Origin of the sequence: Pseudomonas sp. KCJK9111 (assembly GCF_046231935.1) — a bacterium.
GTDB lineage: Bacteria > Pseudomonadota > Gammaproteobacteria > Pseudomonadales > Pseudomonadaceae > Aquipseudomonas > Aquipseudomonas parafulva_B.
The window spans coordinates 15,557-37,935 of sequence record NZ_JBJJMO010000014.1; the positions used below are offsets into that span (position 1 = coordinate 15,557).

Consider the following 22,379-nt stretch of genomic DNA (forward strand, 5'->3'; position numbering starts at 1 on the left):
GGCCCGCCTCGTGACCACCGATTCCACCGCCTTTGCCACCTTGCCGTTGTCCGCCGCCATGCTGGCCAACCTGGACGCCCTCGGCTACACCTCGATGACGCCGATCCAGGCCCAGAGCCTGCCGGTCATTCTCAAGGGCCAGGACCTGATCGCCCAGGCCAAGACCGGCAGCGGCAAGACCGCCGCCTTCGGTATCGGCTTGCTCAACCCGATCAACCCTCGGTACTTCGGCTGCCAGGCGCTGGTGCTGTGCCCTACGCGCGAGCTCGCCGACCAGGTGGCCAAGGAGCTGCGTCGCCTGGCCCGTGCCGAAGACAACATCAAGATCCTGACGCTGTGTGGCGGCGTGTCGCTGGGCCCGCAGATCGCCTCTCTGGAGCACGGCGCGCACATCATCGTCGGCACCCCGGGCCGCATCCAGCAGCACCTGGACAAGGGCACGCTGGTTTTGGGCGGCCTGAACACGCTGATCCTCGACGAAGCCGACCGCATGCTCGACATGGGCTTCTTCGATGCCATCGCCAGCATCATTGCCAAGACCCCAGCGCGCCGTCAGACCTTGCTGTTCTCCGCCACCTATCCCTCTGGCATCAAGCAGCTGGCGGCCGATTTTATGCGCGACCCGCAGCAGGTCAGAGTCGAAAGCCTGCATACCGACAACCAGATCGAGCAGCGCTTCATCGAAATCGCTCCCGAACAGCGCCTTGAAGCGGTTACCCGGGTGCTGGGCCATTATCGCCCGCAGTCCTGCGTGGCATTCTGCTTCACCAAGCAGCAGTGCGAAGACGTGGTGGCCCACCTTACGGCCAAGGGCATCGTGGCCCAGGCGCTGCACGGTGACCTGGAGCAGCGGGATCGCGACCAGGTGCTGACCATGTTCGCCAACCGCAGCAGCTCGGTGCTGGTGGCCACCGATGTGGCCGCCCGTGGCCTGGATATCGACGGCCTGGACATGGTCATCAACGTAGAGCTGGCGCGTGATGCCGAAATCCACGTGCACCGCGTGGGCCGCACCGGCCGCGCTGGCGAGAAGGGTATCGCGGTCAGCCTGGTCGCACCTGCCGAAGGCCATCGCGCCCAGGCCATCGAAGCCTTGCAGAAGAGCCCGCTGCGCTGGGACCTGTTGGACAGCCTCAAGAACAAGGGCGGTGAGCCGCTGCTGCCGGTGATGAGTACGCTGTGCATCGCAGCCGGGCGCAAGGACAAGCTGCGCCCGGGCGATATTCTCGGCGCGCTGACCGGTGATGCCGGTATCCCCGGCAAGCAGGTGGGCAAGATTGCGATCTTTGATTTCCAGGCGTTTGTGGCGGTGGAGCGGGCGCTGGCCAAGCAGGCCATGCAACGCTTGAATAGCGGCAAGATCAAGGGCCGCTCCCTCAAAGTCCGCATCGTCTGACATTTTTTCGGGCCGCGTTGCAGCCTATCGCAGACAAGCCAGCCCCTACAGGAACATCACAGGCCTACAGCCAGTTGCCTTCCCTGTAGGCGCTGGCGTGCCTGCGATGGGCCGCAACGCGGCCTCGGCTATTGATGAGGTAACACCGTGCACTCCACCGACGTGATCATCCTGGGCGCAGGCGCTGCCGGCCTGATGTGTGCCCAGCTCAGCGCCCGCCGAGGCCGCCGGGTCCTGCTGCTCGACCACGCCAACAAGCCAGGCAAGAAGATCCTGATGTCCGGCGGCGGGCGCTGCAATTTCACCAACCTGTACACCGAGCCAAGCAACTTTCTGTCGCACAACGCGCACTTCTGCAAGTCGGCCCTGGCTCGCTACACCCAGTGGGACTTCATCGAGCTGGTGTGCAAGCACGGCGTGCCCTACCACGAAAAAAAGCTCGGCCAGCTGTTCTGCGACAACAAGGCCAGCGACATCCTCGACATACTCCTGGCCGAGTGCGACGAGGCCGGCGTCCAGATCCGCATGCACACCAGCATCGAGCAGATCGACAAGACCGACAACGGCTACCTGCTGCAGACCAGCGCCGGCCCATTCGCCTGCCAGTCGCTGGTGATCGCGACGGGTGGTCTGTCCATCCCGACGTTGGGTGCGACCGGTTTCGGCTACCAGGTGGCCCGACAGTTCGGCCATACCTTGCTGCCGACCCGCGCGGGCCTGGTGCCATTCACCATCACCGAGCCCCAGCTCAAGGCCATGTGCACCGAGCTGTCCGGCACCTCGCTGGACTGCACCGCCAGCTGCAACGGCACCAGCTTCCGTGAAAACCTGCTGTTCACCCACCGGGGCCTGAGCGGCCCGGCGATCCTGCAGGTCTCATCGTTCTGGGAAGCCGGCGATACGCTTGAGATCAACCTGCTGCCTGACCGCGATGCGCTGGACTGGTTGCAGACCCAGCAAACCGAGCGCGGCAATGCTGAACTCAAGACCGTGCTGGGTGAGGTGTTCACACGCAAGCTGGCTACTTTGCTGGCCGAGCAGTGGTTCGAATCCAAGCCGATGAAGCAGTACACACCGGCTGAACTGGCCCTGATCGCCGACAAGCTGGCACGCTGGCAACTGGTGCCTGCCGGCACCGAGGGTTACCGCACTGCCGAAGTGACCCTGGGCGGTGTGGACACCCGTGAGGTCTCGTCCAAGACCATGGAGTCGCTCAAGAGCCCGGGGCTTTACTTCATCGGTGAAGTGCTGGACGTCACGGGTCACCTGGGCGGCTTCAACTTCCAGTGGGCTTGGGCATCGGCCAACGCCGCAGCGCAGTTCGTCTAGGGTAGAATCCACCGCGCAGCACGGAACGCTTCTTGCTGGCACGTGCTCAATAGCGGGTGGCGGGGCGCCTGGCGGCCCCGCTCATCGCTACGGTATTTCTACGATCACTGCCCGGCAGGCCATCATGTCATCGAGCTCGTTACGTCATTCACTGCGTCGCCTGTGGGGCCAGGACAAGTTCAGCTACAGCATCAGGGTGACCATTGCCCTTACCGGCAGCCTTGCCCTGTGCTGGCACCAGAACGAAATGGCCCTGCTGATCCCGTTGTTTCTGGGCATCATCGCCAGTGCCCTGGCTGAAACCGACGACAGCTGGCAAGGCCGCCTCAGCGCCCTGGCGGTCACCCTGGTCTGTTTTGCCATCGCGGCGCTCGCGGTCGAACTGCTGTTCCCCTACCCCCTGGTCTTCGTCTGCGCCCTGGCCCTGGCAGCGTTTGCCTTGACCATGCTGGGCGCCCTGGGCGAGCGCTACGGCGCCATCGCATCGGCAACACTCATCACGGCGGTCTACACGATGATCGGCGTGGACCAGCGCGGCGGGCAGGTGACGGATATCTGGCACGAACCCATGCTGCTGGTGGCAGGCGCGGCCTGGTATGGGCTGCTCTCGGTGCTGTGGCAGGCGTTGTTCTCCAACCAACCGGTGCAGCAGAGCCTGGCGAAGCTGTTCTTCGAACTGGGCAGCTATCTCAAGCTCAAGGCCAGCCTGTTCGAGCCTGTCCGCACCCTGGACGTCGAAGCACGTCGGCTCGAACTCGCCCAGCAAAATGGCAAGGTGGTGGCGGCCCTCAACGCGGCGAAGGAAATCATCCTGCACCGGGTGGGCAACAGCCAGCCCAACTCCAAGGTCAGCCGCTACCTGAAGCTCTACTTCCTGGCCCAGGACATCCATGAGCGGGTCAGCGCCTCCCACTACCCCTACAATGCACTGGCCGAAGCTTTCTTCCACAGCGATGTGATGTTCCGGTGCCAGCGCCTGCTGCGCAAGCAAGGCGCCTCGTGCCAGGAGCTTGCACGCTCGATTCGGCTGCGCCAACCCTTCGTGCTGGCCAGCGGCTTTACCGAGGCACTCGAAGACCTCAACGCTTCGCTCGAACACCTGCGCGGCCAGAACAACCCGGCCTGGCGCGGACTGCTGCGTTCATTGCGTGCACTGGCGGCCAACCTGGCCACGCTCGATCGCCTGCTCGGTGCCGCAAGCAACCCTGACAGCCTGGCCGATGCCAGCGACAGCAGCTTGCTGGACCGCTCGCCGCGCTCGCTCAAGGACATGGGCAAGCGCCTGCGTACGCAATTGACGCCCACCTCGCTGTTGTTCCGCCACGCCCTGCGCCTGCCGCTGGCCCTGTCCATCGGTTACGGCATGGTGCACCTGATCCACCCGACCCAGGGCTACTGGATCATCCTGACCACGCTGTTCGTGTGCCAACCCAACTACGGAGCGACCCGGCGCAAACTGGTGCAGCGCATCATCGGCACTGCCGTGGGCCTGACCGTCGGCTGGGCGCTGTTCGACCTGTTCCCCAACCCGGTCATCCAGTCGCTGTTCGCGGTCGTGGCGGGGGTGGTGTTCTTCGTCAACCGGACCACGCGCTACACCCTGGCCACGGCTGCGATCACACTGATGGTGCTGTTCTGCTTCAACCAGATCGGCGACGGCTACGGGCTGTTCCTGCCGCGGCTGTTCGACACCCTGGTCGGGAGCCTGATCGCCATTCTTGCCGTGTTCCTGTTCCTGCCCGACTGGCAAGGCCGCCGCTTGAACAAGGCGCTGGCCAACACACTGATCTGCGCCAGCGAATACCTGCGCCAGATCATGCAGCAATATGCCTACGGCAAGCGCGACGACCTGGCCTATCGCCTGGCGCGGCGCAATGCCCACAATGCCGATGCGGCCCTGTCGACGACCCTGGCCAACATGCTCATGGAGCCTGGCCACTTTCGCAAGGAGGCCGATGTGGGCTTCCGCTTCCTGGTGCTGTCGCACACCCTGCTCAGCTACCTGTCGGGACTGGGCGCCCACCGTGACACGGCTCTGCCGGCCGAGGCACGGGAGCACTTGATCGAAGACGCAGGCAGCCGCCTGGCAAACAGCCTTGAGGAAATAGCCAATGGCCTGGCGGCGCGCTCACCGGTAGCGATTCACAGCGATGCCGAAGAAGCGCTTGCCAACGCCTTGGAGCAGATGCCCGAAGAGGTGGATGAACATCAGCGCCTGGTACAGACGCAACTGGCACTGATCTGCCGCCAATTGGCTCCGCTGCGCACGTTGGCGGCGCATTTGATCAAGAAGGATGCTCCGGCAGGTGGCGCTTCGCGTTAGGTCTGGAGCAAGGATCAATAGCTTTGATTGGTCTTCGGAGGCTGGCGAATCTCCAGGCACAGCGGATTGGTAGGGGCTGTGCAATATCCTGATATTTCAGCTTCGCAGCGCATACTGCCGGGGCCGCTTTGCGGCCCATCGCGGCCGGTCCGGCGCCCCGGCAAGGGCCGCTCCTACAGGTACCGCGTTTGCCTGCAGATCCGCGCTACGCCTGCAGAGAACTTGCCATGCACCGTATCCAAAGGCTATCGATTTCCCATGTAGGAGCGGCCCTTGCCGGGGCGCCGGACCGGCCGCGATGGGCCGCAAAGCGGCCCCGGCACCATGAGCTGCGAAGCTGCAATCCTGAAGCCATTGCCAATGCCGGCGCATCGTAACGCCGCCGCTGCTCGCCTAGAAACCATACTGATGCAGTAACCGTTCATAACTGCCATCGGCCTTCATGGCGGCGATGGCCGCGTCGAAGCGAGCGACGATCGACTGGTGATCCGGGTGCTTCAAGCTGACCAGAATGTGCAGCGGGTTTTCGCCCAGTGCAGGCTCCACTAGCTCCACCTTGTCACGCACATTGTCCGGCTCGCGCTGCAGGTGATAGCGGGCCACGTACTCGTCCTCCACGGCCAGGCTCACACGCCCTGCCGCCAGCATGCGCACGGCGGACGAAAATGTACTCACCGCTACCTTGTGCAAGCGGGTATTGCCGTCGAACGCGCTCGAGTAGGCGTAATCACGCACCACGGCGATGCTGTAGGGATACAGGTCCGAAAGGTGCTCGAAATGCAGGCCCGCGTCCTTACGCTGCAGCAGACGGATACGGTTGTTCAGGTAGGCGCTGGAAAACAGCCCGATGCGCGCGCGCGATTCGTTGTGCCAGGCGTTGATCAGTATGTCGTAACGACCGTCCCCGACGCCTGCCAGGGCCCGAGCCCAGGGTGCCTCCTCGAAGCTGCTGCTGTAGCCCGCCCGCGTCAGCGCCGTGGTCACGATGCTGATGGCCAGACCGCCGCCAGGCATACTGGCGTCGGTGAAGGGCGGCCAATGATCCGATACCAGGCGCAGCTTGCCGGAGGCGGCGGCCGGAGGCGCCATGACAGTGGCCAGTAACCCGAGAACACAAAGCATCAGCCGCATGCCCAAGCCCTTGCGCGGTGAAGAAACGTACACTGCGGGTGAGCTTACACAAAGGCTCTGGTCGGGGCAGCGGTCAATAGTGTCATCTAGCCTCTATTCTGGCCGAACCTACGATTTTTATTGCAGTGGCCTTAACGGGTACAGGTCAGGGATAACCCAGTACCTTGCGTATTTGACTCAGGTGACGCTCGATCCACTGCCAGTCGATGGCCCCCCAGTCCTGTATGCGGTAATGGCCTGCGTGATTGCGCGCGCCTTCTTGCTGCTCGAAGGTGCAGACGATGTCCAGATCGGCCAGCGCTGCAAGGGTGTCCTGGGCCGTGCGCCGGGGCATGCCCGTAGCCTCCATCAGCGCAGGCACGCTGGTAGCGGCCTGGCTGTCGATCAGCCAGGCGACATAAAGACGGCGGTAGAAACTGCTCTTGGTCTTGCTTACTTCCATGCTGCGGGTCCTCAAGCGTTACCCGGCAACTCCCGATAGGTCAGGTAGACGCGCAGGTCGAATTCCAGTTGATGGTAGTCCGGCTCCATGTGCTGACAGAGCTGGTAGAACGCCTTGTTGTGGTCACGCTCGCGCAAGTGGGCCAACTCATGCACCACGATCATGCGCAGAAACTGCGGCGCAGCCTCCTTGAACAGCGAGGCGATGCGGATTTCCTTCTTGGCCTTGAGTTTGCCGCCCTGCACGCGAGAGACGGCAGTGTTCAGGCCCAGCGCCCGGTGGGTCAGATCCAGCCGGCTGTCGAACAGCACCTTGTCCAGTGGCGGTGCACTGCGCAGAAAACGCTGGCGCAGTTCCTGGGCGTAGCCGTACAAGGCCTTGTCGCTTTGTACCTCGTGGCGCTCGGGGTAGCGCTTGTGCAGGTATTCGCCAAGGCGGTCGCTGTCGATCATCTGCCGCACCTGTTGTTGCAGGTGCGGTGGGTAAGCTTGCAGGTAGCGTAGGACGGTCATGGCAGTACAGTCGGCGTAACGAGCGCCAATTCTAACCCGCTGGCGGGGCAGGCCAGGGGAAAATTGCCGGGAAGTTGCCGGCATCGGCAGCTGTCATAGGGTGCGCTACCAAGAAGCCCTGAACGTATTGGCAGCCTGCGGCTTTGAGCCATTGAGCCTGGGCCTGGGTTTCCACGCCCTCGGCAATCACGGTGATCCTGTAATCGGCACACAGCCCGATGACGCTGCGTGCCAGCGCCGCATCGGCCGACGCGTCCGGCAGGCGCGCCACCAGGTGGCGATCGAGTTTCAGGGTATCGATGGGCAAATCGCGCAGCATACGCAGTGAACAGTCACCGGCGCCGAAATCGTCCAGCGCCACCCGTACACCCAGCGCGCGCAACCGGTCGACCTGCTTGACCGCCGCATCGATGTTGTACATGAGCGAGGTTTCGGCCACTTCCACTTCCAGGTGCGCTGGCTGCAGGCCATAGCGCTGGATGACCCGTTGCAGCTCCTCGACCAGGCTTGGCGAGACGAACTGGGCCCGGCTCAGGCTGATGCCCAACACAATGTCGGTCGCAAAGCATTGGTACCAGGCCTGGCGCTGGGCAGCACTCTGTCCGTAGATCCAGCCGGCCAGGCGGTTGATCAGCCGCGCTTCTTCGAGCAGGGGAATGAACAGGCCTGGCGGCACATCGCCAACGCTGGGGTGCTGCCAGCGTAGCAGGGCTTCGAAGCCGCGCAGGCGACCATCGGCGAAAGCCACTTGCGGCTGATACACTAAAGTAAAATCCTGCTGCTCGATGGCCGTACGCACGCCGTCTTCGAGCATCAGGCGGGAACGGGCGCGGCCATTGAGTTCCTGGTCGTAGAAGCGATACTGCTGGCGCCCTGCCTGCTTGGCAGCGTACATGGCCGCGTCGGCTGCGCGCAGCAAGCCTTCGACGTTGCCACCGCAGTCGGGGTAGGTGGCGATGCCGATGCTCACGCCCAGGCATACGTCCAACCCATCGATCTGGTGGCTGATGGCAATGCGCTCGAGCAGCCGCTCGGCGTAGCGCCCGGCTTGCTCGGCATAGGGCAAGCCGTCGAACAGCGCGGTGAATTCGTCTCCGCCCATGCGTGCCAGCAGGGCTTCACTGCCCAGACAATCCTTGAGCTGCTCGGCCACCCAGCGCAAAACCCGGTCACCGGCATCGTGGCCAAGGGAATCGTTGATACGCTTGAAGCCATCCAGGTCCATGTACATCAAGGCCTGCGCCCGGTCCGAGCGCTCATTGCGCAGCAATGCCCCTTCGGCCGCCTGGTAGAACCCACGGCGGTTAAGCAGGCCGGTAAGTGGGTCGGTAATGGCCTGGTATTCGAGCTGTTGGTGCAGGTTGTGCACCGCCGACATGTCCAGCACGGTCACCACCATCGCCTGCTGCTCGGCAGGCAGGGGCGCACAGGACAGGGCCACCGGCAGCAGCTCGCCGCTCGGGCGACGCAATTGGGCGTCGTGCACGCGGTAGATGCGCCTGGCCAGGTAGCTTTGGTAGAACGCCGAATCCTGCCACGTACTCGGCGTGCTCAGCTGCAACAGCCCCAGCAGGTCGACGTTCTGCAACAGTTCAATAGGCGTTGCCAGCAGGGAACAGACAGCCGGGTTGGCGAAGCGGATGATGCCGCCTGCATCCACCACCAAAATACCCTCGGCCGCATTGTCCAGAATGGATGCGTTGAAGGCGCGGGCTTCGTCGAGTTCACGGGTCAGCGCCTGCAAACGCCGCCGATTGCGCTGCTGGTCGAGCAGGGCCTGAACCTTGGGCTTGAGAATCTGCGGGTCGAACGGCTTGAACATGTAGTCCACGGCGCCGTTGGCATAGCCTTTCAACACGGCGGCCTGGGACTGCTCGTTGGCTGTCAGGAAAATGATGGGCGTAAGCCGGGTTCGCTGGCTGCCACGCATCAGACGAGCGACTTCGAAGCCGTCCATCTCGGGCATGTGCACATCAAGTAAAACCAGGTCGACATCGTTTTCCAACAATGCGCTCAGGGCTTCTCGGCCCGAACTTGCCGTCAGCACCTGCCAATCCTGGCGCGACAACAAGGCTTGCATACTGATGAGGTTCTCCGGGTAATCGTCGACTACCAGAAGCACCGAGCTGCCATCCTGTGGCATGAGTTGAAGGTGAGCGCCATCCATGCTGCATCTCTGTTATATGACCGACTACAAACTGGCCGTTGGATCCAGTTTTACCCCAGGCATGAGCTGATAGCACGCATCACACGCCAAAACCATCAGTCACTGACTGAAGGTAGCCGACCGATAGCGGTTTCGCTGACATTCTGTGATACGCAACGGCAGATCGGTTTCGCGGCCACTGCCAGAAACGAAAAACCCGCATCGCTGCGGGTTTTCCGGGGGCCGGGTGGCTTAGTTGACCTTTGCAGCCAACTCGCCTTTGGCGTAGCGCTGGAACATGCCTTCCAGGGAGATCGGCTTGATCTTCGAGGCATGCCCGGCAGTGCCGAATGCTTCGTAACGGGCGATGCACACGTCGCGCATGGCTTTTACGGTTTCAGCGAAGAACTTGCGCGGGTCGAACTCGCTTGGGTTCATGGCCATGTGACGACGGATGGCACCGGTGGACGCCAGACGCAGGTCGGTGTCGATGTTGACCTTGCGCACGCCGTACTTGATGCCTTCGACGATTTCCTCGACCGGCACACCGTAGGTTTCCTTGATGTCGCCGCCATACTGGTTGATGATCGCCAGCCACTCCTGCGGTACCGAGGAAGAGCCGTGCATCACCAGGTGGGTGTCGGGGATGCGCTTGTGGATTTCCTTGATGCGGTCGATGGCCAGCACGTCACCGGTAGGCGGCTTGGTGAACTTGTACGCACCGTGGCTGGTGCCGATGGCGATGGCCAGGGCATCGACCTGGGTCTTCTTGACGAAGTCGGCCGCTTCTTCAGGGTCGGTCAGCATCTGGCTGTGGTCGAGCACGCCTTCGGCACCGATACCGTCTTCTTCACCGGCCATGCCGGTTTCCAGCGAGCCCAGGCAACCCAGTTCGCCTTCTACCGACACACCGCAGGCATGGGCCATGGCAACGGTCTGCTGGGTGACGCGCACGTTGTATTCGTAGTCGGTCGGGGTCTTGCCGTCTTCGCCGAGCGAGCCGTCCATCATGACCGAGCTGAAGCCCAGCTGGATGGAACGCTGGCAGACATCCGGGCTGGTGCCGTGATCCTGGTGCATGCACACCGGGATATGCGGGAATTCTTCGATGGCCGCCAGGATCAGGTGGCGCAGGAACGGCGCACCCGCGTACTTGCGCGCACCGGCCGAGGCCTGGACGATCACAGGGGAGTCGGTCTTGTCAGCCGCTTCCATGATGGCGCGCATCTGCTCGAGGTTGTTGACGTTGAAAGCTGGTACGCCGTAACCGAACTCGGCGGCGTGGTCCAGCATCTGGCGCATGCTAATGAGTGCCATTGTGTATCTCTCTCCCGACAAGCGTCGTTGTTTCATGCAAGCCTGCCGCAGGGGCGGTTGCTGTTCAAGTAGTGTGGGCCACCTAGGCTTTTCACACAGAGCCTAGCGGCCCGGCCAGTCACGGTGCCTTGCAGCCCCGCCCTATCAGATCGTTGGTCGCCACCCAGTACACCAGGCCTTCCTCACCCTGGGTGTGGAACGCCAGCATGCCGTCGCTGTACAGCGCGCCGGACGCGCCGGGCTCGGCCTTGAGCCGGTACACCTGATCGCCGCCACCAAGACGCACGTCGACCTGGTCCCGCTGCGGGTCGGCAAACCGCCACAGCACTTGGGCCTGGGTGTCGCAGACCCAGCGCGTCCAGTTGTCCGCCGGCGCGGTCTGCGCCGGTTGCAGCAGTGAACATCCTGCCAGTGTCGCCAGGGCCATTACGGCCAAGAGCGCTTTCATTCAATTACCTCGATGGGCAGCACACGGCCCTTCTCCAAGACCACAAACCGGCCTGCAGGTTGCCGGCGGCCCGATCAAGGGCAGCCTGGCGCCTTGCGCTGGTGCTCTTCGTCGTACTTTTCCAGGCCTTCCGGGCCTACGCGCTTGCTGATCACCGGCACGGTTTCGGCTTGCCATTCGGACTGATAGCACCCGCCCTTGGGCGGTTGCGCCGGATCGTCCTGGGCATCCGGGCTGCCGGCGCAGGCGCTCAGCAGCCCGGCCAGCAGCAACACAGGCAACTGCTTGGCCATCAGGCCACTCCTTTTGCCAGGCGCCGTGTTCATCAGGCTTTGGCCCGCTCTTCGAGCATGGCCACCGCTGGCAGGACTTTGCCTTCGACGAACTCGAGGAAGGCGCCGCCACCGGTAGAAATGTAGGAGATATCCTGGCTGACACCATATTTGTCGATGGCCGCCAGGGTATCACCGCCACCGGCAATGGAGAACGCGGCGCTGTCGGCGATCGCCTTGGCCAGCACCTGGGTGCCATTGCCGAACTGATCGAACTCGAATACGCCGACCGGGCCATTCCACAGGATGGTCTTGGAGGACTTGAGCAAGTCGGCGAACTGGGCGGCGGTCTGCGGGCCGATGTCCAGGATCATGTCGTCGGCAGCGACATCGGCAATGGCCTTGACGGTGGCTTCGGCGTCTTCGGCAAAGGCCTTGGCAACCACCACATCGACAGGCAGCGGCACGCTGACCTTGGCGGCAATGGCCTTGGCCGTTTCGACCAGATCAGGCTCGTACAGCGACTTACCGACCGGGTGCCCGGCAGCCGCCAGGAAGGTGTTGGCGATGCCGCCACCGACGATCAGCTGATCGCATACCGAGCTCAGGCTGTTGAGCACGTCCAGCTTGGTGGAAACCTTGGAACCGGCAACGATGGCGGCCATTGGCTTGGCCGGGGCCTTCAGCGCCTTGCCCAGGGCATCCAGCTCAGCTGCCAGCAACGGGCCAGCCGCCGCGACCTTGGCGAACTTGGCAACACCATGGGTAGAACCCTCGGCGCGGTGCGCCGTGCCGAAGGCGTCCATCACGAACACGTCGCACAATGCCGCGTACTGCTGGGCCAGCTCATCGGCGTTCTTCTTCTCGCCCTTGTTGAAGCGCACGTTCTCGAACAGCACCAGCTCGCCGGCCTTGATCTCGACGCCATCGAGGTAGTCACCCACCAGTGGTACGTCGCGGCCCAGCGCCTGGCTCAGATACTGGGCAACCGGCTTGAGGCTGTTTTCGGCAGAGAATTCACCTTCGGTGGGGCGGCCCAGGTGCGAGCAGACCATCACCGCCGCGCCCTTTTCCAAGGCCAGCTTGATGGTCGGCAGCGCCGCCTGGATGCGCGCATCGCTGGTCACCACACCGTCCTTGACAGGCACGTTCAGGTCTTCGCGAATCAGTACGCGCTTACCTTGCAGGTCGAGGTCGGTCATCTTCAACACGGTCATGAATGCGGTCCTTCAGGGCTGTTTGTTGCGGTTTGGGTGGACGACGTGCAGAAAATGTCCGGCGACGTCGAGCATACGGTTTGCAAACCCCCATTCGTTGTCGAACCAGGCCAGCAGGTTGACCAGGCGCGGGCCTGATACACGGGTCTGGCTGGCATCGACGATGGCCGAATGCGGGTCGTGGTTGAAATCACAACTGGCGTGGGGCAGCTCGGTATAGGCCAGCAGGCCTTTGAGCGGCCCGGTCAGCGCGGCCTCGCGCAGCACCCTGTTGACCTCGGCTGCGGTGGTGTCGCGAGCGGTCTGCAAGGTGATGTCCAGGCACGAGACGTTGACCGTCGGCACGCGTACCGCTTTGGCCTGGATTCGCCCGGCAAGTTCCGGGAGCAGGCGCTCGATGCCGCGCGCAAGCCCGGTGGACACCGGAATCACTGACTGGAACGCCGAACGGGTACGGCGCAGGTCTTCATGGTGATAGGCGTCGATCACCGGCTGATCGTTCATGGCCGAGTGAATGGTGGTGATCTGTACGTAGTCGATGCCAAATGCCTGATCCAGCACCCGCAGCAGCGGTACACCGCAGTTGGTGGTGCACGAAGCATTGGAGACCAGGCGCTCAGTGCCGGTCAGGCAATCCTGGTTGATGCCGTAGACCACCGTGGCATCGACGTCGGCCTCGCTGGCCATGGGCTGGGAAAACAGCACCCGTGGCGCACCCGCCTCCAGAAAGCGCTGGCCATCGGCACGTGTGTTGTAGGCCCCGGAACACTCCAGGACCAGGTCCACGTCCAGGGCTGCCCAGTCGATGCCTTCGGGCGTGGCGCTGCGCATCACCTTTACGCAATCACCATTGATATGCAGGCAATCGCCATCGACCTTGACCTCGCCGGGAAAGCGCCCATGGGTGGAGTCGAAGCGGGTGAGGTATTCCAGGCTGGCCTGGTCGGCCAGGTCGTTGAGCGCGACGATCTCGAAATCGGCCCTGCTGACCCGCTCGAACAGCGCGCGCAGAACACAGCGGCCGATACGGCCATAACCGTTGAGTGCAACTTTATAGGGACGCAAGTGGGACATTCGTTGACTCGCTAAGCGTGATGGCTTCGAGGCCGCATGGCGGCCTATCGCGGCACAAGGCCGCTACCACAGGTACCACGCCGTTGCTGGCAAGGTAGTACCTGTGGAAGCGGCCTCATGGCGCGATGGAGGGCGACGCCCTCCCCTCGCACGACCAGGAGGGCATCCTGCCCTCCCTGATACATCAGTCTTCCAGCAGCTCTTCGGCAGTACCCAGGATGTTCTCCAGGGTGAAGCCGAATTCTTCGAACAGTGCCGAAGCCGGCGCCGACTCACCGTAGGTGGTCATGCCGATGACGCGGCCTTCGAGGCCGACGTACTTGTACCAGAAGTCGGCATGGGCCGCTTCGATGGCAATACGGGCGCTGACTTCCAACGGCAACACCGACTGCTTGTAGGCAGCATCCTGGGCATCGAACACGCTGGTCGACGGCATGGACACCACGCGCACGTTGCGGCCCTGCTCGGTCAGCTTGTCGTAGGCCTGAACGGCCAGGCCCACTTCCGAGCCGGTGGCGATCAGGATCAGCTCAGGCTCGCCCGCGCAATCCTTGAGTACGTAGCCGCCACGGCTGATGGCAGCGAGCTGCTGCGCATCGCGAGCCTGGTGCTGCAGGTTCTGGCGCGAGAAGATCAGCGCCGATGGGCCATCCTTGCGCTCCAGGGCGTTCTTCCAGGCTACGGCCGACTCCACGGCATCTGCCGGGCGCCAGGTGTCCAGGTTCGGCGTGGTGCGCAGGCTGGTCAGCTGCTCGATCGGCTGGTGGGTCGGGCCGTCTTCGCCCAGGCCAATGGAGTCGTGGGTGTAGACGTGGATAACGCGCTGTTTCATCAACGCCGACATGCGCACGGCATTGCGGGCATATTCCATGAACATCAGGAAAGTCGCGCCGTAAGGCACCAGACCGCCGTGCAGTGCCACGCCGTTCATGATGGCGGTCATGCCGAACTCACGTACGCCGTAGAACACGTAGTTACCGCTGGCGTCGCCGGCTTCCACACCCTTGCAACCCTTCCACAGGGTCAGGTTGGAACCGGCCAGGTCCGCCGAGCCGCCAAGGAATTCAGGCAACATCGGGCCATAGGCGTTCAGGGCATTCTGGCTGGCCTTGCGGCTGGCGATGGTTTCGCCCTTGGCCGCCACTTCCTCGATGTAGGCCTGGGCCTTTTCGCTGAAGTCGGCAGGCAGGTCACCGGCCATGCGGCGCTTGAACTCTGCGGCCAGCTCCGGATGAGCCTGGGCGTAGGCGTCGAAACGCTGGTTCCACTCGGCTTCGGCCTTGGCACCGGCTTGCTTGGCGTCCCACTCGGCATAGATGTCGGCAGGGATTTCGAACGGGCCGTGGTTCCAGCCCAATGCCTGACGGGTCAGGGCAATTTCGTCGTTGCCCAGCGGCGCGCCGTGGGACTCTTCCTTGCCCTGCTTGTTCGGCGAACCGAAACCGATGGTGGTCTTGCAGCAGATCAGGGTCGGACGGTCGCTCTTGCGCGCGGTCTCGATGGCCGTCTTGATCTCTTCGGCGTCGTGGCCGTTGACGTTGCGAATCACCTGCCAGTTGTAGGCTTCGAAGCGCGCCGGGGTATTGTCGGTGAACCAGCCATGCACTTCGCCGTCGATGGAAATGCCGTTATCGTCGTAGAAGGCGATCAGCTTGTTCAGCCCCAGGGTGCCGGCCAGCGAGGCCACTTCGTGGGAGATGCCTTCCATCATGCAGCCATCGCCCAGGAACACGTAGGTGTTGTGGTCGACGATGGTGTGGCCGTCACGGTTGAACTGGGCCGCCATGACCTTTTCGGCCAGGGCGAAGCCCACGGCGTTGGCGATGCCTTGGCCGAGCGGGCCGGTGGTGGTTTCCACCCCGGGGGTGTAACCGTGCTCCGGGTGGCCAGGGGTACGGCTGTGCAGTTGACGGAAGCCCTTGAGGTCGTCGATCGACAGGTCGTAGCCAGTCAGGTGCAGCAGCGAGTAGATGAGCATCGAACCGTGGCCGTTGGACAGCACGAAGCGGTCGCGATCGGGAAATGCCGGGTTGCTCGGGTTGTGCTTGAGGTAGTCGCGCCAAAGAACTTCGGCGATATCCGCCATGCCCATGGGGGCACCGGGGTGGCCGCTGTTGGCCTTTTGCACGGCATCCATGCTAAGGGCACGAATGGCGTTGGCACGTTCACGACGGCTGGGCATCGCTGATCTCCTGGGGGCTTGAATAGGTGGTATTACGAAAAAGGCGGCCATTTTCGCCCACTAGGGCGCTTGGGGCAAACATTTAAGCAGCAGGCGGCGTGCATTGGTCCGATCATCGGCGCAATGGCAAGGCCGGGGTGAGGGTGATCGGGTAGCAGGCCTGCAATATCAAAACTTTTTGATATAGGCCTTGCTAGGGCAACGATGCCTGTCTAGACTCCCGCCCCATGAACCTTCGTGCGCACGCGATTCCGGAACAACGCGAGGCACTGGCCGCCCTGTGCAAGGCCAGTGGCGACGAGTTGCGCCTGAATGTACTGCGCGCCCTGGCCAACGATTCCTTCGGCGTGCTGGAGCTGGCGCAGATCTTCGACATCGGCCAGTCGGGCATGAGCCACCACCTCAAGGTGCTGGCCCAGGCCGACCTGGTCGCCACCCGTCGGGAAGGCAACGCCATTTTCTATCGCCGTGCCCTGCCCGATAGCCTGCGCTTGGGCGGGCGCCTGCATGCCGCGTTGCTCGACGAGGTCGATGACCTGGCCTTGCCCGCTGAGGTGCAGGGCCGCATCGCCCAGGTACAGCAGCGCCGCGCAGCAACCAGCCAGGACTTCTTCCTGCGTGTGGAAGAACGCTTTCGCGCCCAGCAGGACCTGATCGCAGGCTTGCCGCAATACCGCGAGAGCCTGCTGGCGCTGCTCGACAAACTGCATTTCGACCCAAGCGCCAGCGCGCTTGAAGTCGGCCCCGGCGATGGCGGGTTTCTGCCGGACCTGGCTCGGCGCTTTGCCCAGGTCACGGCGCTGGACAACAGCCCGACCATGCTCGAACTCGCCCGCCAGGTCTGTCAGCGCGAAGGGCTGGACAATGTGAACCTGCAGTTGGCCGATGCACTGGGTGCAACGGATGTGGTCGCTGACTGCGTTGTGCTGAACATGGTCCTGCACCATTTCAGCGATCCGGCCCTGGCGTTGTGCCAGCTGGCCAAACGGGTGAAAGCAGGCGGCAGCCTGCTGATCACCGAGTTGTGCAGCCATGACCAGGGGTGGGCGCGGGAAGCCTGCGGCGACCTGTGGCTCGGCTTCGAACAGGACGACTTGGCCCGCTGGGCCAACGCGGCAGGCCTGTCCCACGGGGATAGCCTGTACGTGGGCCTGCGTAACGGTTTCCAGATCCAGGTCCGCCATTTCCAGCGGACGGCTGGCGACATACACCATCGGTAAATTTCAGGAACCTTCGAGATGAGCGAATACTCCCTTTTCACCTCCGAGTCCGTGTCCGAAGGGCATCCGGATAAAATCGCCGACCAGATTTCGGACGCCGTGCTGGATGCGATCATCGCCCAGGACAAGTACGCCCGTGTCGCCTGTGAAACGCTGGTCAAGACCGGCGTGGCGATCATTGCCGGCGAGGTGAGCACCTCGGCCTGGGTCGACCTCGAGGACCTGGTACGCAAGGTCATCATCGACATCGGCTACAACAGCTCGGACGTAGGCTTCGACGGTGCCACCTGCGCCGTGATGAACATCATCGGCAAGCAGTCGGTGGACATCGCCCAGGGCGTCGACCGTTCCAAGCCAGAGGACCAGGGCGCCGGTGACCAGGGCCTGATGTTCGGCTACGCCAGCAACGAGACCGAAGTGCTGATGCCAGCGCCGATCTGCTTCTCGCACCGCCTGGTCGAACGCCAGGCCGAAGCGCGCAAGTCTGGCCTGCTGCCCTGGCTGCGCCCGGATGCCAAGTCGCAGGTCACCTGCCGCTACGAAGGCGGCAAGGTCGTGGGCATCGATGCGGTGGTCCTGTCCACCCAGCATAACCCTGAGGTATCGCAGAAAGACCTGCAGGAAGCGGTCATGGAACTGATCGTCAAGCACACGCTGCCTGCCGAGCTGCTGCACAAGGGTACCCAGTACCATATCAACCCGACCGGCAACTTCATCATCGGCGGCCCGGTCGGTGACTGCGGCCTGACCGGTCGCAAGATCATCGTCGACTCCTACGGCGGCATGGCCCGCCACGGTGGCGGCGCGTTCTCGGGCAAGGACCCGTCCAAGGTCGACCGTTCCGCCGCCTATGCCGGCCGCTACGTGGCCAAGAACATCGTCGCCGCCGGCCTGGCCGAGCGCTGCGAGATCCAGGTCTCGTACGCCATCGGCGTGGCCCAGCCGACTTCCATCTCGATCAACACCTTCGGCACCGGCAAAGTGTCGGACGAGAAGATCATCCAGCTGGTGCGCGAGTGCTTCGACCTGCGTCCATATGCCATCACCACCATGCTCGACCTGCTGCACCCGATGTATCAGGAAACCGCTGCCTACGGCCACTTCGGCCGCACCCCGCAACAAAAAACAGTGGGTGACGATACCTTCACCACCTTCACCTGGGAACGCACCGACCGCGCTGAAGCGCTGCGTGACGCTGCCGGCCTGTAATTTCCTACAGCGCTGAGCGAAAGCCCCTGCCGAGCAATCGGCAGGGGCTTTTTTGTGACATCTCGCCTGACAAACCGTGCGAGGCGAACACCGTGAAAAACCCATAGGCTCGGCACATTCTCAGCCACGCAAGGAAGCGGGCCATGCCAATCGTATTGCTGCTGATCATGGTGGTGCTCCACCTGCCGCCGACCTGGGCCAACGCTTGCCCGGATTGGACACCGTCGCGCTCACACGCTGAGATCGCCCAACTGAGCGCCACGCTCGCGCACTGGGACGAACGTTATCACCGTGACGGCGTGGCACTGGTGGCCGATGAGCTGTATGACCAGAGCCGCGATCACCTGGCCATGCTGCAACGCTGCGTTGGCCTTGCGACCCAGGCCTCGCCGCTGGCCAGCGCAGGTGGCCCAGTCGTCCATCCCGTGCCGCACACCGGCGTGCAGAAGCTGGCCGACTTCCAGCGTGTTGCCGGCTGGATGGCTGGCAAGACCGACCTGTGGATACAGCCAAAGGTCGATGGCGTGGCCGTTTCACTGATCTACCGCCAAGGCCGGCTGACCCAGTTGATCAGCCGAGGCGACGGGGTCCAGGGGCACGATTGGAGCCGCCACATCCCACAACTCGAACGGATTGTCCGGCAACTGCCCCACCCGCTCGATCTGTCGCTTCAAGGCGAGCTCTATTTGCGCCTTGAGGACCACATACAGGCAAGCGCAGGGGGTATCAATGCCCGTGGCACGGTCGCCGGCCTGCTTGCTCGCCACCACATCGACGAGGAACAAGGCGCCCGCATCGGTCTGTTCGTGTGGGATTGGCCCAAGGGGCCTGAGCAGCAAACCGAGCGCCTGTCGCAGCTGGTCCAGTTAGGTTTTGCGGACAGTCAGCATTACAGCGTTGCGATCAATACCCCCGAAGAAGCTGCGCGGTGGCGGGACCACTGGTACAGCACGCCGCTACCCTTCGCCAGCGACGGGGTGATCCTGCGCCAGGGCAAACGCCCGCCCGCCCAACGCTGGCAGGCCAAGGCGCCGTACTGGATCGCAGCCTGGAAATACCCCTACGCACGTAAGTTGGCGCAGGTGCGTGATGTGCGCTTCCAGGTCGGCCGTACTGGCAAGGTTACCCCCATCGTTCACCTCGAGCCGGTCACCCTCGATGACCGACGCGTGACCCGTATCAGCCTGGGTTCGCTGTCACGCTGGCAGGCATTGGACGTTCGACCAGGCGACCAGATAGCCATTAGCCTGGCGGGGCTGACCATCCCCCGTTTCGACCAGATTGTGCATTACTCGGTCGAGCGCCAGCCAGTCACCGCACCTGCAGTCGACCAATACCATGCCCATAGCTGCTGGCGTGCTGGAGAGAGCTGCAATGAGCAGTTCATCGCCCGCCTCAGCTGGCTGGCCGGCAAACAGGGCCTGGCCCTGCCTGGGATGGGCCCAGGGACCTGGCGGCGACTGGTCGAGGCAGGCCTGGTGTCGACGATGACCGACTGGCTGGAGCTCGATGAGGGGCGCCTGCAACAGGTGCCAGGCATCAGCACCCTGAGGGCAGCCCAATTGCTGGCCGCCTTCGAGCAGGCCCGCTCGCGCCCATTTTCCCAATGGGTTCGCGGTATTGGAGCACCCATTGGCAAAGGTGTGCTGCTGCCCGGTGACTGGCCGACAGTGGTTGCCCAGACGCGCGCGCAGTGGCAAGCCCAGCCTGGCATCGGCTCGAAACGGGCGGACGAACTTGCGCGATTCTTCGCCAGCGCCGAGGTGCAAGCCATTGCAGCCCATCTGGCCGGGCAGGCTGTAGACGGGTTCTCGGAGCAGCCGCTCAGGCCTGAGCAATGATTATTTACCAAAAAAACTGTAGGAAAAGCCGGAGATTTAGCGGCCCAGCTTTATCAAGGGTTTCTAAATAGCCAAAACCAAGGCAGGATTTCCATCCAGAATTTTTCTCGTTGCCCTGCCCCGTCCAGGAGGCTTTTCATGAAACGCTTTTCCCCCCTTTTTCTGCTCGCGGCCTTGGGCCTGGGCGCAGGCACTGCACAAGCAGCCGCGCCCGATGCCGGCCTGACAGGTTGCGACGCCAAGCGCAGCGCGATCGAGAACCAGCTCAAAATCGCCCGTGAGCATGGCAATGCCGCTCAGGCTGCCGGGCTGGAAGAAGCCTTGCGTGGCGTGGCCAACTGCACCGACGCCAGCCTGCGCAAGGAGCGTGAGCAGAAGGTACTCGATGCGCGCCATGAGGTGGCCCAGCGAGAGAAGGACCTGAAAAAGGCCGAGAAGAAAGGCGATGCCGAAAAGATCAACAAGCGCAAGGACAAGCTCGCCGAGTCCCGCAAGGAACTGCAGGACGCGGTAGACGACCTTGACCGCTGAGGCCAGCGCCTGAGGCGGCGCACGGGCCAGTCGCCGCCCGCCTCGTCATTCAATGGTTACGAAATTCGCTATGGCACGCCCGGCATGCGCCTTCGACTTTGTCCATGGGCGCCTTCAATTGCGCAGCGTCCAGCGATGGCTGGCGCGTCGCTTGTACGAGCTCGCCAGTGGCTGCCTCCAATTGCCGGGCCAGGTCCTGAAAGCGCGCCTGCCGTTGCCACACCTCAGGACGGGCTGCGCTGCTGTCGCCTTCACGCACCTGCGTAAAGTGCTGCCAGGGTTGGTGAGACAGCGTATCCAGTGTCTGCGCCCCTTGGGCGAAGCGGCCGGCGTCGAACGGCAGTCGACCACGCAACATGCCGCCCAGGTCCTCGCTTGTCGTGAGCATGTCCTTGAAGATGGCCTTGCGCTTACCCAGCGGCGAGTCGGGGTCAACGCCCCCGCACCCCGTCAGGCCACTGCCCAAGGTCAATGCTGCAAGCACCACAACGCCCAACCGCTTAAACATCTCGCCTACCCATGCCTGGAAAAAAGGGCCGGCCAGTATCGCTGGCAAAAGGCGAAAGACCAATAGCCACATAAAAAACAGGGGTGAACCGCGTGTTCGTCCATGACAGGAATACAACGATGAAACATGCCTTGCGCCACCTGGCCTGGACATTCCCGCTAATGGCGTTGCTGGCCGGCTGCGACAACGACCAGACGACAAAGCCCGAGCCCCACGCCATCGCGACCTACGCGCCCGTTGCCTGGAAAGACCTGCCCACGGTCAGTGACGAAGACATGCTCGCCGGTTTCTATGCCTGGCGCAGCGGCTGCGAAAAACTCACACGCGACCCGGTCTGGGCCGCCACCTGTGAAGCCGCCGGGAGCCAGCCGGCAAGCGCTGCACAGGTGCGCACCTTTCTCGAGCAGAACCTTGAGGTCTACGGCCTGCGTTCGGCCGACAACAGTGCCGACGGCTTGATCACCGGCTATTACGAGCCTGTCTACCCCGGCAGCCTGACCCCATCTGCCACCTATCATGTGGCGGTCTACGGCCCTCCCGAAGACATGATCACGGTGGACCTGGCCAGCGTGTACCCGGAACTCAAGGGCAAGCGCCTGCGCGGTCGCCTCGAAGGGCGCGTGCTCAAGCCCTACGACACCGCAGAGGTGATCAACCGCAACGGCGCCAAGGCACCGGTACTGGCCTGGCTGACCGACCCGATGGACTTGCAGTTCCTGCAAATCCAGGGCTCTGGCCGCGTTCAACTGGAGGGCGGGCGCCAGCTGCGCCTGGGTTACGCCGACCAGAACGGTCATCCGTATCGTCCCATTGGCCGCTGGTTGGTCGAGCAAGGGCAGCTGAAAAAAGAAGATGTGAGCATGGGCGCCATTCATGCGTGGGCCCAGGCCAACCCTTCACGGGTGCCTGAATTGCTGGCCAGCAACCCCAGCTACGTATTCTTCAGCACGCGCCCCGACAGCAATGAGGGGCCGCGTGGCTCGCTCAACGTTCCGCTGACGGCGGGCTACAGTGTGGCCATTGACCGCAAGGTCATCCCGCTTGGCAGCCTGCTGTGGCTATCGACCACACGCCCGGACGGCAGCCCCGTCGTGCGCCCGGTCGCAGCCCAGGACACCGGAGGCGCCATCGCAGGCGAGGTGCGCGCCGACCTGTTCTGGGGGACCGGCCAGGCAGCCGGAGACCTTGCAGGGAACATGAAGCAGCAGGGCCAGATCTGGATGCTCTGGCCCAAGGGCCAACCGCTGCCTGAGGTGCCCAAGGTCCCGTGACCGGGGCTTT

19 protein-coding genes are annotated in these 22,379 nt (G+C 63.4%); 8 read left to right on the forward strand and 11 right to left on the reverse strand.

Translation table 11 applies throughout. From position 1 onward, the window contains the following. Positions 1 to 58 precede the first annotated feature (58 nt). The 3 genes from dbpA (at position 59) to yccS (ending at position 5,048) form a co-directional block, all read left to right on the forward strand. Positions 59 to 1,396, forward strand: coding sequence for an ATP-dependent RNA helicase DbpA (gene dbpA / locus ACK59L_RS07845; RefSeq protein WP_230375157.1), 1,338 nt, complete (start codon positions 59 to 61; stop codon positions 1,394 to 1,396). Between the two features lie 147 nt (positions 1,397 to 1,543). Then, complete coding sequence (locus ACK59L_RS07850) at positions 1,544 to 2,725, forward strand: NAD(P)/FAD-dependent oxidoreductase (protein ID WP_409272836.1); 1,182 nt, start codon at positions 1,544 to 1,546, stop codon at positions 2,723 to 2,725. Positions 2,726 to 2,849: 124 nt separating this feature from the next. Then, positions 2,850 to 5,048, forward strand: a complete 2,199-nt coding sequence (gene yccS / locus ACK59L_RS07855) for a YccS family putative transporter (protein WP_409272838.1) — start codon at positions 2,850 to 2,852, stop codon at positions 5,046 to 5,048. A 393-nt stretch (positions 5,049 to 5,441) separates the two neighbouring features. Here the strand turns inward: yccS and ACK59L_RS07860 are convergent, their stop codons facing one another. The 10 genes from ACK59L_RS07860 to tkt all read right to left on the reverse strand — a co-directional run bounded on the left by ACK59L_RS07860 (position 5,442) and on the right by tkt (position 15,789). Further along, positions 5,442 to 6,179, reverse strand: a complete 738-nt coding sequence (locus ACK59L_RS07860; RefSeq protein WP_409272840.1) for a substrate-binding periplasmic protein — start codon at positions 6,177 to 6,179, stop codon at positions 5,442 to 5,444. 145 nt (positions 6,180 to 6,324) lie between these two features. After that, on the reverse strand, positions 6,325 to 6,621 hold the full coding sequence (locus ACK59L_RS07865; RefSeq protein ID WP_409272842.1) for a helix-turn-helix domain-containing protein: 297 nt from the start codon (positions 6,619 to 6,621) through the stop codon (positions 6,325 to 6,327). A gap of 11 nt (positions 6,622 to 6,632) precedes the next feature. Further along, positions 6,633 to 7,133, reverse strand: coding sequence for a M48 family metallopeptidase (locus ACK59L_RS07870; RefSeq protein WP_058638888.1), 501 nt, complete (start codon positions 7,131 to 7,133; stop codon positions 6,633 to 6,635). A 31-nt stretch (positions 7,134 to 7,164) separates the two neighbouring features. Beyond that, on the reverse strand, positions 7,165 to 9,300 hold the full coding sequence (locus ACK59L_RS07875; protein WP_409272844.1) for a putative bifunctional diguanylate cyclase/phosphodiesterase: 2,136 nt from the start codon (positions 9,298 to 9,300) through the stop codon (positions 7,165 to 7,167). Between the two features lie 231 nt (positions 9,301 to 9,531). Continuing rightward, positions 9,532 to 10,596, reverse strand: a complete 1,065-nt coding sequence (fba, locus tag ACK59L_RS07880) for a class II fructose-bisphosphate aldolase (RefSeq protein WP_023533056.1) — start codon at positions 10,594 to 10,596, stop codon at positions 9,532 to 9,534. A 118-nt stretch (positions 10,597 to 10,714) separates the two neighbouring features. Beyond that, on the reverse strand, positions 10,715 to 11,044 hold the full coding sequence (locus tag ACK59L_RS07885; protein ID WP_409272846.1) for an MliC family protein: 330 nt from the start codon (positions 11,042 to 11,044) through the stop codon (positions 10,715 to 10,717). Between the two features lie 74 nt (positions 11,045 to 11,118). Continuing rightward, a complete protein-coding gene (locus ACK59L_RS07890) occupies positions 11,119 to 11,370 on the reverse strand; it encodes a hypothetical protein (RefSeq protein ID WP_409272848.1) in 252 nt (83 codons plus the stop codon). Continuing rightward, positions 11,370 to 12,533 (reverse strand): phosphoglycerate kinase, encoded by a 1,164-nt coding sequence (locus ACK59L_RS07895; protein WP_058604037.1) that lies wholly within the window; start codon positions 12,531 to 12,533, stop codon positions 11,370 to 11,372. The genes ACK59L_RS07890 and ACK59L_RS07895 overlap by 1 nt, the downstream gene beginning before the upstream one ends. A gap of 12 nt (positions 12,534 to 12,545) precedes the next feature. Further along, positions 12,546 to 13,607, reverse strand: a complete 1,062-nt coding sequence (gene epd / locus ACK59L_RS07900; RefSeq protein ID WP_409272851.1) for an erythrose-4-phosphate dehydrogenase — start codon at positions 13,605 to 13,607, stop codon at positions 12,546 to 12,548. A 184-nt stretch (positions 13,608 to 13,791) separates the two neighbouring features. Continuing rightward, entirely contained in the window at positions 13,792 to 15,789 is a 1,998-nt protein-coding gene (gene tkt / locus ACK59L_RS07905) for a transketolase (RefSeq protein ID WP_409272852.1), read from the reverse strand. Positions 15,790 to 16,016: 227 nt separating this feature from the next. Between tkt and ACK59L_RS07910 the strand changes: the two genes are divergently transcribed. From ACK59L_RS07910 to ACK59L_RS07925, 4 genes are all read left to right on the forward strand, one after another. After that, on the forward strand, positions 16,017 to 17,009 hold the full coding sequence (locus ACK59L_RS07910; RefSeq protein WP_196135529.1) for a metalloregulator ArsR/SmtB family transcription factor: 993 nt from the start codon (positions 16,017 to 16,019) through the stop codon (positions 17,007 to 17,009). Between the two features lie 18 nt (positions 17,010 to 17,027). After that, a complete protein-coding gene (metK, locus tag ACK59L_RS07915; protein ID WP_023532964.1) occupies positions 17,028 to 18,218 on the forward strand; it encodes a methionine adenosyltransferase in 1,191 nt (396 codons plus the stop codon). 143 nt (positions 18,219 to 18,361) lie between these two features. Next, positions 18,362 to 20,059 (forward strand): NAD-dependent DNA ligase LigB, encoded by a 1,698-nt coding sequence (ligB, locus tag ACK59L_RS07920; protein ID WP_409272855.1) that lies wholly within the window; start codon positions 18,362 to 18,364, stop codon positions 20,057 to 20,059. 138 nt (positions 20,060 to 20,197) lie between these two features. After that, positions 20,198 to 20,590: a DUF1090 domain-containing protein gene (locus ACK59L_RS07925; protein ID WP_100850659.1), complete on the forward strand. Its 393-nt coding sequence runs from the start codon at positions 20,198 to 20,200 to the stop codon at positions 20,588 to 20,590. A gap of 49 nt (positions 20,591 to 20,639) precedes the next feature. Here the strand turns inward: ACK59L_RS07925 and ACK59L_RS07930 are convergent, their stop codons facing one another. Continuing rightward, entirely contained in the window at positions 20,640 to 21,098 is a 459-nt protein-coding gene (locus tag ACK59L_RS07930) for a cytochrome c (protein WP_196126747.1), read from the reverse strand. Between the two features lie 119 nt (positions 21,099 to 21,217). Between ACK59L_RS07930 and ACK59L_RS07935 the strand changes: the two genes are divergently transcribed. Continuing rightward, positions 21,218 to 22,369 (forward strand): murein transglycosylase A, encoded by a 1,152-nt coding sequence (locus ACK59L_RS07935; RefSeq protein ID WP_100850658.1) that lies wholly within the window; start codon positions 21,218 to 21,220, stop codon positions 22,367 to 22,369. The last annotated feature ends 10 nt before the right edge of the window (positions 22,370 to 22,379 follow it).